Genomic DNA, 12,761 nt, shown 5'->3' on the forward strand with positions numbered 1-12,761 from the left:
CTCGCGCGTTTTACTGTTTCAGGTCGAACCGGTCGGCGTTCATGACCTTGGTCCAGGCGGCCCCGAAGTCGCGGACGAACTTCGCGGCATTGTCGTCCTGGGCATAGACCTCGGCATAGGCGCGCAGGATCGCGTTCGAGCCGAAGACCAGATCGACGCGGGTCGCGGTATGCTTGACCTCGCCGGTCTTGCGGTCGCGGATCTCGTAGTGATCCTTGCTGGCCGGCACCCAGGCATTGCCCATGTCGGTCAGGGTGACGAAGAAGTCGTTCGTCAGCGCGCCCTCGCGGTCGGTAAAGACGCCATGCTTGCTGCCGCCATAATTGGCGCCGATGACCCGCAACCCGCCGACCAGCGCCGTCATCTCGGGCGCGGTCAGGCCCATGAGCTGGGCGCGGTCCAGAAGCATCTCCTCGGGCGAGACGACGTAATCCTGCTTCAGCCAGTTGCGGAACCCGTCGGCCAGGGGTTCCAGCACGTCGAAGGATTCCACGTCGGTCTGTTCCGCCGTGGCATCGCCGCGACCGGGCGCGAAGGGCAGGTCCAACTCGAAGCCCGCGGCCCGTGCCGCCTGCTCGACGCCCAGGTTGCCGCCCAGCACGATCACGTCGGCAAGGCTCGCGCCGCTTTCCGCCGCGATCGGCTCCAGCACCGAAAGCACGCGCGCCAGGCGCGGCGGCTCGTTGCCCTCCCAGTCCTTCTGCGGGGCCAGGCGGATGCGTGCGCCATTGGCGCCGCCGCGCATGTCCGAGCCGCGATAGGTCCGGGCGCTGTCCCAGGCCGTCGCCACCAGGTCGGCGGTGGACAGCCCCGAGGCCGCGATGCGCGCCTTGACCGCCGCCACGTCATAGTCGCTGCGGCCGGCGGGGATCGGGTCCTGCCAGGTCAGGTCCTCGGCCGGCACCCAGGGGCCCAGGTAGCGCGATTTCGGCCCCATGTCGCGGTGGGTCAGCTTGAACCAGCCGCGGGCGAAGGCGTCGCTGAAGGCCTCGAAATCGTTCATGAAGCGCAGCGAGATCTCGCGATAGATCGGGTCGACCTTCAGCGCCATGTCGGCGTCGGTCATCATCGGCATGCGGCGGATCGAGGGATCCTCGACATCGACCGGCATGTCCTCTTCGGCGATGCTGATCGGCTGCCATTGCGAGGCGCCGGCCGGGCTGTGGGTCAGCGTCCATTCATGCTTGAACAGCATCTGGAAGAAGCCGTTGTCCCATTGCGTCGGGTGCGTGGTCCAGGCGCCCTCCAGCCCCGAGACGACGGTATTGCGGCCGATGCCGCGGCCCTTGGTGTTCATCCAGCCCAGGCCCTGGAACTCGGGTCCGGCGGTTTCCGGGTCCGGGCTCAGGTCGGTGGCATTGCCGTTGCCGTGGCATTTGCCGACGGTGTGGCCGCCGGCGGTCAGGGCGACGGTTTCCTCGTCGTTCATGCCCATGCGGGCAAAGGTCTCGCGCATCATGTTGGCGGTGGCCTGCGGGTCGGACCGGCCGTTCACCCCCTCGGGGTTGACGTAGATCAGGCCCATCTGCACCGCGGCCAGCGGGTTCACCAGGCTTTTGGCATCGCCCACATCGCCATAGCGGCTGTCGCTGGGCGCGAGCCATTCCTTTTCCTCGCCCCAATAGGTGTCCTTCTCGGGCGCCCAGATGTCCTCGCGGCCGAAGGCGAAACCATAGGTCTTGAGGCCCGCGACCTCATAGGCGACGGTGCCCGCCAGCACGATCAGGTCGGCCCAGCTGATCTTGTTGCCGTATTTCTTCTTGATCGGCCACAGCAGGCGGCGGCCCTTGTCGGTGTTGACGTTGTCGGGCCAGCTGTTCAGCGGCGCGAAACGCTGGTTGCCGGTATTGGCGCCGCCGCGGCCGTCCGAGGTGCGATAGGAGCCCGCCGCGTGCCAGGCGGTGCGGGCGAACATGCCAACATAGCTGCCGTAATCGGCCGGCCACCAGTCCTGGCTGTCGGTCATCAGCGCTCGCAGGTCGGCCCGCAGCGCCTCGACGTCCAGCGTCTTCAGCGCCTCGCGATAGTTGAAATCAGGCCCCAGCGGGTTCGACTTGCTGTCATGCTGGTGCAGGATGTCCAGGTTCAGCGCATTGGGCCACCAGGCGGTGACCGAACTGCCAAGGGCGGTGTTGCCGCCATGCATGACCGGGCATTTCCCGGTGGTTGCGATGTTGTTTCCGTCCATGCTGGCTCTCCTTGCCGAGACGCTCGCGCGTATTTCCTGCGCTTGTTCTAGCAGGTTTTTGCATCATGAGAATTTATATTTATCAATCATTATGATAATCTGAAATTATGATTGCCGGGTGCGTCTTCGGGCTGCTACGATCGCGGCCATGGTCCTGGCCGGCATCCATCACGTGGCGATCATCTGTTCGGATTATGCCGTCTCGCGCGATTTCTACACGCGGGTGCTGGGGCTTGCCGTGCTGGCCGAAAACCACCGGGCCGCGCGGCAATCCTGGAAGCTGGACCTGGCGCTGCCGGACGGCAGCCGGATCGAGCTGTTTTCCTTTCCCGCGCCGCCGCCGCGCCCCACGGCGCCCGAGGCGCGGGGGCTGCGTCACCTGGCCTTCGCCACCGCCGACATGGATGCGGCCCTGCGGCATCTGCAGGCGCAGGGCGTCGCGGTCGAGCCGGTGCGCGTGGACGAATACACCGGCCGGCGCTTCACCTTCTTCAAGGATCCCGACGGCCTGCCGCTGGAGCTTTACGAGACCGGCTAGAGCCAGCTTTCCCGCAGCGCGAAATCCCGGTCCAGCAGCACGATCTCGGCCCGCCGGCCCGGCGCCAGCGCACCATGGCTGTCCTGCAAGCCGATCAGCGCCGCCGGAACCGAGCTGGCCATGGCCAGCGCCCGTTCGGGTGCGATGCCGACCTCATGCACCAGGTTGGCCACGGCCTGCGGCAGGCTCAGGTCGGCGCCGGCCAGCGTGCCGTCGGCCAGGGTCAGCCGCCCGTCGCGGCGCAACACCTGCCGGCCGCCCAGCTGCATCTCGGTCAGCGCGGTGCCGGCAAAGGCCATGCAATCGCTGACCAGGAAGATTCCTTCGGGCCGCGCGGCCAGCGCCAGCCGCATCACCGCCGGATGCACATGGATGCCGTCGGCGATCAGCCCGGCCCCGGCATCGCCCGACAGCACCGCGCCGGCCAGCCCCGGGGCGCGGTGGCCGATCTGGCTCATGGCGTTGAACAGATGCGTGACGCAGCGCGCGCCGGCGGCCAGCGCCGCCCGGGCGGTGTCGTAATCGCAATCGCTGTGACCCAGGCTGACCACGGCCCCGGCGCCGGCCAGCGCCGCGATCTGCTGCGGCGTCGCGGCCTCGGGCGCCAGCGTGACCATCAGCGCCGGCAGCCGCCGCGCCGCCTCGCAGAGCCGCGCCAGATCATCGTCACCCATCGGCCGGATCAGGCCTGGATCATGCGCGCCCTTGCGGCGCGGGTCCAGATGCGGCCCTTCCAGATGCAGGCCCAGAAAGCCCGGCACCTGCGCATCAGTCGCGGCGATGCCGGCGGCGACGACCTGCGCCGTCGCCTGCGCCGTGTCGGTGATCAGCGTCGGCAGCACCCCCGCCGTGCCAAGGCCGCGATGCGCGGCGCAGATCTGGCGCAGCGCCGCCAGGTCGGTCGCGCCATCGACCATCAGGCCGCCGCCGCCGTTCACCTGCAGGTCCAGAAAACCCGGGGCCAGGATGCCGTCTACCGCGCGGCGGCCCTGCGCCGGCGCTTCGGCTTCGGGCAGGATCGCGGCGATCACGTCGCCCTCGATCACCAGCGCATGGCCGTCGAGGAAGCGGGCGCCGTCGAAGATGCGCGCGCCGGTCAGGACTTGCATCATACCGTCTCCGTCACCTTGCGCAGATGCGGCGGCGTGTCGGGATCGAAGCCGCGCCGCCGCGCCAGTTCCTCGATGAAGGCGTAAAAGCCCGCGATGGCGACCAGCGGCGCCACCAGCGGGTGCAGGCCCTCGACCAGCGGCAGGGTCGTCGCGCCCTCGACCTCGGCGCCGGTGATGAAGACATCGGCGCCCTGCGCCACCAGCCGCTCGGCGGTCGAGACCACATGCGGCAGGGCGGCATCCGGCATCCCCAGCACGAAGACCGGGAAATTCGCCTGCACGATGGCGGCGGGGCCGTGCAGCACCTCGGCGGCGGAATAGGCTTCGGCATGGATGCCGCAGGTCTCCTTGAACTTCAGCGCCGCCTCGCAGGCGATGGCGAAGCCCGGGCCGCGGCCCAGCACGAAGGCGGAATTGGCCCGCGCCAGCCGCGCCGACATCGGCGACCAGTCCAGCGCCACCGCCTGGCCCAGCGCCTCGGGCAGGGCGGCGACGGCGTCGCGCAGCGCGTTGTCCTCGCGCGATTCCGCCAGCAGCGACAGCAAGGCCAGCACCGAGCAGACGAAGGTCTTGGTCGCGGCCACGCTTTTTTCCTCGCCCGCCTGCAGGGGCAGGCAATGCACCGACGACCGCGCCATCGGGCTGTCGGGATCATTGGTCACGGCGATGGTCAGCGCCCCGCTCATCGCCGCGCTGCGCATCATCTCGACCCCGTCCGGGCTGCGGCCGGATTGCGAGATCCCCAGGCAGGCCGTCCCCCCCAGCCGCAGCGGCCGGCGATATATCGAGGCGATCGAGGGCCCGACCGAGGCGACCGGTATCCCGGCCAGCAACTCCACCGCATATTTGATATAGGTCGCGGCATGGTCGGACGAGCCGCGCGCGACGGTGACCACCAGGTCGGGGTCGCGGCGGCGCACGGCATCGGCCGCCTCCAGCACCGCGTCGCGCGACAGCGACAGGAAGCGCGCGGCGGCTTCCGGGATCTCGGCCACTTCGCGGGCCATGTGGGTCTGGCTCATCCTGAGCTCCTTTCGCCCTCGGGGGCTAGCTTGAGTTCCACGGCGAAATCATAGGCGTCGCCGCGATACAGCGATCGGGTGAATTCGACGACCTGGCCCGAAGGCAGGTAGGAGATGCGCTCGATGCGCAGGCCGGCGACGCCGGGCACCACGCCCAGCAGCTCCGCGTCCTTGGCGCCCAGGTTCGCGGCCGAGATGCGCTGCACAGCCCGCACCGGCCGCATGCCGCGCGATTCCAGCACCGCGTAAAGCGAGGCATCGACGCCCGCCGGGTCGGGCAGGATCGCCTGCGGCAGCGAGGCGCGCTCGATGGCCAGCGGCACGCCGTCGGAGGAACGCACCCGTTCCAGCCGCGCGACCTTTTCGCCGACGCCCAGTCCCAGCGCCATGACCTCTTCGGGGGCGGGGGCATGCAAGCCGCGCGCGATCCAGCGGCTTTCGACGCTGCGGCCGCGCCGGGCCATGTCCTCGGTGAACGAGGTCAGAAGCGACAGCGCCTGCTCCAGCTTCTCGACCCGCGGCGCGACGAAGGTGCCCGAGCCGCGCTTCTGCACCAGCTGCCCCGAGGCGACCAGTTCCGCCACGCCCTTCCTGACGGTGACGCGCGACAGGCCGGTCATCGCCGCCAGCTCGCGTTCCGGCGGCAGGCTGTCGCCGGGCTGCAGGCGGCCCTGGGCGATGGCATCGGCGATCAGCCGCTGCAATTGCAGGTAAAGCGGGCCGCTGCCGGTCTCCTCGAAGGCGCGGGGGGTGAAGATCTCGCCCATCACGCCTCCTGCCGGGCCAGCAGCAGCGCCCCGTCCAGCCCCGAACCCAGCGGCGCCCGGATCGGCCAGCGCCCGGAGAGCCGCTGGGCGTAATGCGCGCCGAGCCCGCCCAGGAACACCACCGGCAGCCCGCGCCCGGCCCGCAGCCTGTCGATCATGCTGCCGATCTCGGCCACGGCGGCGGTCATGATACGCTCGGCCGCCGGGTCGGTGCCGGCGACGATGCGGGGCGCGAAACCGCCGAATTCCGCCGGCCGGGCGCGCAGGCCGAAGGAGATCACGCCCTCGATGCCGCCCAGCTCGTCCAGCACCGCCTGCAACAGCGGCGTCATCGGCGCGAATCCGTCCTCGGCCCGCAGCGCCTCGGCCAGCAGCGCCCGGCCCAGCACCGCGCCGCTGCCCTCGTCGCCCAGAAGGAAGCCGCGCCCGCCATATTGCCGCATCGTGCCGCCGGCCTGCACCGCGAAGACCGAGCCGGTGCCCATCGCCGCGACGATGCCGTCCGCCGTCCCCAGCGCGCCCACCGCCGCCGTCACCGCATCGGTGACGATTCGCGTGCGGCGGAACGGCAGCATCGCCTGCAAGCGCCGGGCCGAGGCGGTGACATTGGCCCCGGCCAGGCCCAGCACCGCCGTCAGCTGGTCCAGGTGGCCCTGGCCGGCCTGATCCAGCGCGGCGCGGGTGGCGGCCAGGATATTGGCGCAGGCGCCCTCGGTCTCGATCGAGATATTGGCGGGGCCGCCGGCACCCTGGCCGATGATCCGGCCCGAGGCATCCGCGATGGCGGCGCGGCAGCCGGTGCCTCCCCCGTCTATGCCCAGAAAATACGTCATGGCGACTCCCTTTGGCTGCACCATACCAAAACAATACCAGATGGGAAGAGGAAACTGAAAATCCCGGTAAAAATGCCCTTTTATCGCTGGATCCAGCAAGGGGGTTTACAATTGGTATTGTTTTGGCATTATCGAGCGAACAGGGGGAATCACATGACCGCATCGGCGACCGAGGCACGGCATCCATCATCCGCAGGACTGCACGCCCGGCCGGCGGCCGAGGCGCTGGCGCTGCTGCTGGATGCGCAGGCCGAGGCGGTGCAGGCGGTGCGGGACGCGATCCCGGCCCTGGCGCGCGCCGCCGATGCGGCGGCGGCTTCGCTGGGTGCGGGCGGCAGGCTCGGCTATGCCGGTGCGGGCTCGTCCGGGCTGATGGCGCTGGCCGATTGCCTGGAGCTGGCCGGCACCTTCGGCATCGCGCCCGAGCGCACGCCGATGCTGTTCGCCGGCGGCGCCGCAGCGCTCTTGCACATGAAGGGCAGCGTCGAGGACGACCCCGCGCTGGCGCTGGCCGATCTGGACCGTGCCGGGCTGGGGGCGGGGGACACGCTGCTGTGCCTCTCGGCCTCGGGGCGGACGCCCTATGCGCTGACCGTCGCGCGGGCCGCGCGCGAGCGCGGGGTGACGGTCGCGGGTCTTGCCAATGTGCCGGGCTCGGCGCTGCTGGAACTGGCGGATATCCCGGTGCTGATCGCGACCGGGGCCGAGGTGGTCTCGGGCTCGACCCGGATGGGGGCGGCGACGGCGCAGAAGGTGGCGCTGAACATGCTGTCCTCGCTGGTCGGCATCCGGCTGGGCCATGTCCATGACGGCTATATGGTCAATGTCGTGGCCGACAACATCAAGCTGGTCGACCGCGCCGCCCGCATCGTCGCGGCCCTGGCGCGCGTCGGCCGGGACGAGGCCGAGGCGGCGCTGCGCACGACCGCGGGGGCGGTGAAACCCGCGATCCTGGTCGCCCGGGGCATGGCGCCCGCGGCGGCCGAGGCGGCGCTGCGCGAGAATGGCGGCCATCTGGCGCCGCTGATCTGAAGGCAAGACGGGTCCGCGACAGACGAGACCCCCAACACGGGAGAGAGACCATGACCAAGACCATCCGCCCCACCTTTCTGAAAGGCGCGCTGCTGGCCAGCACGCTGCTGGGCGGCACCGCCTGGGCCCAGGATGTGACGCTGACCGTCGAAAGCTGGCGCAACGACGACCTGTCGATCTGGCAGGAAAAGATCATCCCTGCCTTCGAGGCCGCGAACCCCGGCATCAAGATCGATTTCGCGCCCTCGGCGCCGGCCGAATACAATGCGGTGCTGAACTCCAAGCTGGATGCCGGCTCGGCGGGCGACCTGATCACCTGCCGGCCCTTCGATGCCTCGCTGGAGCTGTTCAACAAGGGCAAACTCGCCGATCTGAGCGGGCTCGCGGGCATGGCGAATTTCTCGGACGTGGCGAAATCGGCCTGGCAGACCGACGACGCGGCCAAGACCTTCTGCGTGCCGATGGCCTCGGTCATCCACGGCTTCATCTACAACAAGACCGCCTTCGACGAACTGGGCCTGACCCCGCCCAAGACCGAGGCCGAGTTCTTTGCCGTGCTGGAGAAGGTCAAGGCCGATGGCACCTATATCCCGATGGCGATGGGCACCACCGACCAGTGGGAAGCCGCCACCATGGGCTATCAGAACATCGGCCCGAACTACTGGAAGGGCGAGGAGGGCCGCAAGGCGCTGATCGCCGGCACCTCGAGCCTGACCGATGAGCCTTGGGTGGCGCCCTTCCGCCAGCTGGCGAAATGGAAGGACTACCTGGGCGACGGGTTCGAGGCCCAGACCTATCCCGACAGCCAGAACCTGTTCACCCTGGGCCGCGCCGCGATCTATCCGGCCGGGTCCTGGGAGATCGGCGTCTTCGGCCCGCAGATCGGCGGCGCCTTCGAGATGGGCGCCTTTCCGCCCCCGGTCCCGGCCGAGGGCGACACATGCTATATCAGCGACCATACCGATATCGCCCTGGGCATGAACGCGGCGACCAAGCACCCGGAAGAGGCGAAGAAATTCCTGGAATGGGTGGCCTCGTCGGAATTCGCCACGCTTTACGCCAATGCGCTGCCGGGCTTCTTCTCGCTGAACGCGGCGCCGGTCGAGATGGCCGATCCGCTGGCCAAGGAATTCGTTTCCTGGCGCGAGAGCTGCGAGCCCACCATCCGCTCGACCTACCAGATCCTGTCGCGCGGCACGCCGAACCTGGAGAACGAGACCTGGACCGCCTCGGCCAATGTCATCAATGGCAGCGAGACGCCGGAAGCCGCCGCCGAGCGGCTGCAGAAGGGCCTGGCGAGCTGGTACGCGCCGCAGCAGAAGTGATGCCTTGGGCCTGACGGCCCGGGGACTGTGGCCGGGCCTGGCGGCCCGACGCGAGATGGTTGCCGGGCCTGGCGGCCCGGCGCTAGCGGGGGGCTTTCCGCCCCCCGCACCCCCCGAGGGTATTTTTCAACGGAGAAGAGGAGGGTGCCATGGCACAGCGGCGCGCATTCCGCTGGCATATCGCGGTGTTTCTTGCGCCCGCGGTGCTGGTCTATACCGCCATCATGATCGTGCCGCTGTTCGGGACGCTGAACCTGTCGCTGTTCAATGTCGTCGAGGGGCAGCGGGTCTTCGTCGGGCTGCAGAACTTCGCCACCCTGCTGGGCGATCCGCGCTGGTCGGCGAGTTTCTGGAACGCGCTGGGCAACAATGCCTGGTTCTTCCTGGTGCACATGCTGGTGCAGAACCCGGTCGGCGTGGCGCTGGCGGCGCTGCTGAGCTCGCCGCGGCTGCGCGGCGCGGCCTTCTATCGCACCGCGATCTTCATCCCGACCATCCTGAGCTTCGTCATCGTCGGCTTCGTCTGGAAGCTGATCCTGTCGCCGATCTGGGGCATCGCCCCCGGCATGCTGGATGCCGTCGGGCTGAAGGCGCTGTTCGCGCCCTGGCTGGGCCGCGAGGGCACGGCGCTGACCACGCTGGCGCTGATCTCGGTCTGGCAATTCGTCGGCATCCCGATGATGCTGATCTATGCCGCGCTGCTGACGATCCCCGACGAGGTGATCGAGGCGGCCGAGATCGACGGCGTCACCGGCTGGGCGCAGTTCTGGAAGATCAAGCTGCCGCTGATCCTGCCCTCGATCGGCATCATCTCGATCCTGACCTTTGTCGGCAACTTCAATGCGTTCGATCTGATCTATGTGACGCAGGGGGCCTTGGCGGGGCCGAATTTCTCGACCGATATCCTGGGGACGTTCCTCTATCGGACCTTCTTCGGCTTCCAGCTGCAGATCGGCGATCCGCATATGGGCGCGACCATCGCCACCGCCATGTTCGCCATCATCCTGCTGGGCGTCTGCTTCTATCTCTTCGCCATCCAGCGCCGCATGCGCCGCTATCAGTTCTGAGGGCAAGACCATGAGTGACGCACGCCATTCCACCGCCCGCAGCATCGCCGCCCATGCCGTGCTGCTGACCTATACCGCCATCGCGCTGTTCCCGGTCTTTGTCATCGTCGTCAACAGCTTCAAGAACCGCCGGGCGATATTCGCCGATCCGCTGGCGCTGCCCTCGGGCGACAGCTTCGACCTGGTCGGCTACCGGACCGTGCTGGCGCAGGGGGATTTCCTGCTCTATTTCCAGAACTCGCTGATCGTCACCGTGGCGAGCCTGTTCTTCGTGCTGCTGTTCGGCGCCATGGCGGCCTTTGCGCTGTCGGAATACCGCTTTCGCGGCAATATGCTGATGGGGCTTTACCTGGCGCTGGGGATCATGATCCCGATCCGGCTGGGCACGGTCGCCATCCTGCAGCTGATGGTTGCCTCGGGGCTGGTCAACACGCTGGCGGCGCTGGTGCTGGTCTATACCGCGCAGGGGCTGCCGCTGGCGGTGTTCATCCTGTCCGAGTTCATGCGCGGCGTCTCGGACGACCTGAAGAACGCCGGGCGCATCGACGGGCTGTCGGAATACACCATCTTCTTCCGCCTGGTGCTGCCGCTGGTGCGGCCGGCCATGGCCACCGTCGCCGTCTTCACCATGATCCCGATCTGGAACGACCTGTGGTTCCCGCTGATCCTGGCACCCAGCGAGGCGACCAAGACCATCACCCTGGGCAGCCAGGCCTTCATCGGCCAGTTCGTCACCAACTGGAACGCGGTGCTGGCGGCGCTGAGCCTCGCCATCCTGCCGGTGCTGGTGCTCTACCTGGTGTTCTCGCGCCAATTGATCCGCGGCATCACCGCCGGCGCCGTGAAATGACCCTTTCCGCCATGAACAAGGAGCGAACCCCATGGGCGCCCTGAGCCTTTCGCAAGTCACCAAGTCCTTCGGCGCGACCGATGTCATCAAGGGCGTCGACCTGGAGGTCGCCGATGGCGAGTTCTGCGTCTTCGTCGGCCCCTCGGGCTGCGGCAAGTCCACGCTCTTGCGCATGATCGCCGGGCTCGAGGATGTCAGCGCGGGCGAGATCGCCATCGACGGCGCCCGCATCAACGACCTGGCCCCCGCCAAGCGCGAGATCGCCATGGTGTTCCAGAGCTATGCGCTTTATCCGCACATGACCGTGCGCGACAACATGGGGCTGGCGCTGAAACAGGCCGGCACGCCCCGGGCCGAAATCGCCCAGGCCACCGACCGCGCCGCCGCCATGCTGGCGCTGGACGCGCTGATGGCGCGCCGCCCGGCCGAGCTGTCGGGCGGCCAGCGCCAGCGCGTCGCCATCGGCCGCGCCATCGTGCGCCGCCCGAAGCTGTTCCTGTTCGACGAGCCGCTCTCGAACCTCGACGCCGCGCTGCGGGTGCAGACCCGGATCGAGATCGCCCGGCTGCACCGCGAGCTGGGCGCGACGATGATCTATGTCACCCATGATCAGGTCGAGGCGATGACGCTGGCCGACAAGATCGTCGTCTTGCGCGCCGGCCGCGTCGAGCAGGTCGGGCGGCCGATGGATCTCTACAACGACCCCGACAACACCTTCGTCGCCGGCTTCATCGGCAGCCCGCAGATGAACTTCCTGAAGGGCGCGCGGCTGGGCCTCAACTCGGACACGCTGGGCATCCGCCCCGAGCATCTGCTGCCCGGCGGCAGCCGCATCCAGGGCCGCGTCAGCCATGTCGAGAAGCTGGGCGGCGAGACCCTGGCCTATGTCCAGGCCGAGGACCACGGGCTCTTGACCCTGCGCATGTTCGGCGAGCGCGACTTTGCCGTGGACGAGGCGCTGGGGCTGGATTTCGACCCGGACCGCGCCTTTCACTTCGACGCCGAAGGGCAGCGGCTGCGCTAGATCACCAGCACGCCGGAATGCTTGGCCTTGTGCGGCGGCTCGACATGGATGGTGATCATCGCATCCGGCAGCTTGGCCTTCAGCGCCTGCTCGATGCGGTCGCAGATCGCATGGGCGGCTTCGACCGTGGTCTGGCCGTCGACGACCAGATGGAAGTCGATGAAGGTGCGCGGGCCGGCGTGGCGGGTGCGCAGGTCATGCGCCTCGATCGCGCCGATCGCCGCGTCCGAGATGGTGGCGCGGATCGTGGCCAGCGTCTCTTCGGACACCGCCTCGTCCATCAACCCGGACAGCGAGCGGCCCATGACCTTCCAGCCCGACCACAGGATGTTCAGCGCCACCAGCGCCGCCAGGCCTGGATCGAGCACCGCCCAGCCGGTCGCCACCGCCGCCGCCACCCCGACCACCACACCGGCCGAGGAGATCACGTCGGTCAGCAGGTGATGCCCGTCCGCCACCAGCGCCGGCGAGCGCAGCTTGCGCCCGCGCGAGATCAGCACCCAGCACCACCAGGCATTGACCACCGAGGCGGCGATGTTGATCGCCAGCCCCAGGGCCGGCGCGTCCAGCAGACGCGGGTTCTGGAGGCCGTGCCAGGCCTCGCGCAGGATCAGCAGGGCGGCGGTGATGATCATCGCCCCCTCCAGCACGGCGCTGAAGAACTCGGCCTTGTGGTGGCCATAGGGGTGGTCCTTGTCGGCGGGTTTCTGCGCGATGCGGATGGCGATCAGCGCCGCCACCGCCGTGGCCACGTTCACCGTGCTTTCCAGCGCGTCCGACAGCAGCGCGACCGAGCCGGTCAGCCACCAGGCCAGTGCCTTGAGCCCCAGCACCAGGACGCCGACGAGGATGCTGCCCAGCGCAATGCGCTCGGTGGGCGAGAAGCGGGCTGACATGGCGGGCGTCCTTTTCCGAATCCGGCGCTCGGGGGCTTTTAGCCAGCCGAGGCCCCATGTCAAACCCTGTATCGGCCTCGCCATGCGAATGAGACGCAAGTGTAAAT

General features: G+C 68.7%; 12 protein-coding genes. 6 read left to right on the forward strand and 6 right to left on the reverse strand.

Annotation, left to right across the window (positions count from 1 at the left end):
* Positions 1-10: 10 nt before the first annotated feature.
* Positions 11-2,188, reverse strand: a complete 2,178-nt coding sequence (katG, locus tag ASV56_RS10070) for a catalase/peroxidase HPI (RefSeq protein ID WP_062561843.1) — start codon at positions 2,186-2,188, stop codon at positions 11-13.
* A 148-nt stretch (positions 2,189-2,336) separates the two neighbouring features.
* On the opposite strand from katG, the gene gloA2 reads away from it, so the two are divergent.
* Positions 2,337-2,726 carry an SMU1112c/YaeR family gloxylase I-like metalloprotein gene (gene gloA2 / locus ASV56_RS10075; protein WP_062561844.1) on the forward strand — a complete coding sequence of 130 codons (390 nt, stop codon included), beginning with the start codon at positions 2,337-2,339 and terminating at the stop codon, positions 2,724-2,726.
* Here gloA2 and nagA read toward each other — a convergent pair.
* The 4 genes from nagA to ASV56_RS10095 are packed head-to-tail and all read right to left on the reverse strand — an operon-like array spanning position 2,723 to position 6,460.
* Complete coding sequence (gene nagA, locus ASV56_RS10080; protein ID WP_062561845.1) at positions 2,723-3,838, reverse strand: N-acetylglucosamine-6-phosphate deacetylase; 1,116 nt, start codon at positions 3,836-3,838, stop codon at positions 2,723-2,725. The two genes, gloA2 and nagA, sit on opposite strands and share 4 nt — an antisense overlap.
* Positions 3,835-4,860 (reverse strand): SIS domain-containing protein, encoded by a 1,026-nt coding sequence (locus ASV56_RS10085; RefSeq protein ID WP_062561846.1) that lies wholly within the window; start codon positions 4,858-4,860, stop codon positions 3,835-3,837. Before ASV56_RS10085 ends, nagA begins: the two co-directional genes overlap by 4 nt.
* Positions 4,857-5,627: a GntR family transcriptional regulator gene (locus tag ASV56_RS10090; protein ID WP_062561847.1), complete on the reverse strand. Its 771-nt coding sequence runs from the start codon at positions 5,625-5,627 to the stop codon at positions 4,857-4,859. Before ASV56_RS10090 ends, ASV56_RS10085 begins: the two co-directional genes overlap by 4 nt.
* Positions 5,627-6,460: a glucosamine kinase nucleotide-binding domain-containing protein gene (locus ASV56_RS10095; RefSeq protein ID WP_062561848.1), complete on the reverse strand. Its 834-nt coding sequence runs from the start codon at positions 6,458-6,460 to the stop codon at positions 5,627-5,629. Before ASV56_RS10095 ends, ASV56_RS10090 begins: the two co-directional genes overlap by 1 nt.
* 153 nt (positions 6,461-6,613) lie before the next feature.
* On the opposite strand from ASV56_RS10095, the gene ASV56_RS10100 reads away from it, so the two are divergent.
* The 5 genes from ASV56_RS10100 to ASV56_RS10120 all read left to right on the forward strand — a co-directional run bounded on the left by ASV56_RS10100 (position 6,614) and on the right by ASV56_RS10120 (position 11,758).
* Positions 6,614-7,492, forward strand: a complete 879-nt coding sequence (locus ASV56_RS10100) for an N-acetylmuramic acid 6-phosphate etherase (RefSeq protein WP_062561849.1) — start codon at positions 6,614-6,616, stop codon at positions 7,490-7,492.
* A gap of 50 nt (positions 7,493-7,542) precedes the next feature.
* Entirely contained in the window at positions 7,543-8,817 is a 1,275-nt protein-coding gene (locus ASV56_RS10105; protein ID WP_062561850.1) for an ABC transporter substrate-binding protein, read from the forward strand.
* Between the two features lie 149 nt (positions 8,818-8,966).
* Positions 8,967-9,884 (forward strand): carbohydrate ABC transporter permease, encoded by a 918-nt coding sequence (locus tag ASV56_RS10110; protein ID WP_062561851.1) that lies wholly within the window; start codon positions 8,967-8,969, stop codon positions 9,882-9,884.
* Between the two features lie 10 nt (positions 9,885-9,894).
* Entirely contained in the window at positions 9,895-10,734 is an 840-nt protein-coding gene (locus tag ASV56_RS10115; protein ID WP_062561852.1) for a carbohydrate ABC transporter permease, read from the forward strand.
* A 31-nt stretch (positions 10,735-10,765) separates the two neighbouring features.
* Positions 10,766-11,758, forward strand: coding sequence for an ABC transporter ATP-binding protein (locus tag ASV56_RS10120; protein WP_062561853.1), 993 nt, complete (start codon positions 10,766-10,768; stop codon positions 11,756-11,758).
* Here ASV56_RS10120 and ASV56_RS10125 read toward each other — a convergent pair.
* Positions 11,755-12,654 carry a cation diffusion facilitator family transporter gene (locus ASV56_RS10125; RefSeq protein WP_062561854.1) on the reverse strand — a complete coding sequence of 300 codons (900 nt, stop codon included), beginning with the start codon at positions 12,652-12,654 and terminating at the stop codon, positions 11,755-11,757. The genes ASV56_RS10120 and ASV56_RS10125 overlap by 4 nt on opposite strands.
* Positions 12,655-12,761: the final 107 nt, after the last annotated feature.

The organism is Paracoccus aminovorans, from assembly GCF_001546115.1.
Classification (GTDB): domain Bacteria; phylum Pseudomonadota; class Alphaproteobacteria; order Rhodobacterales; family Rhodobacteraceae; genus Paracoccus; species Paracoccus aminovorans_B.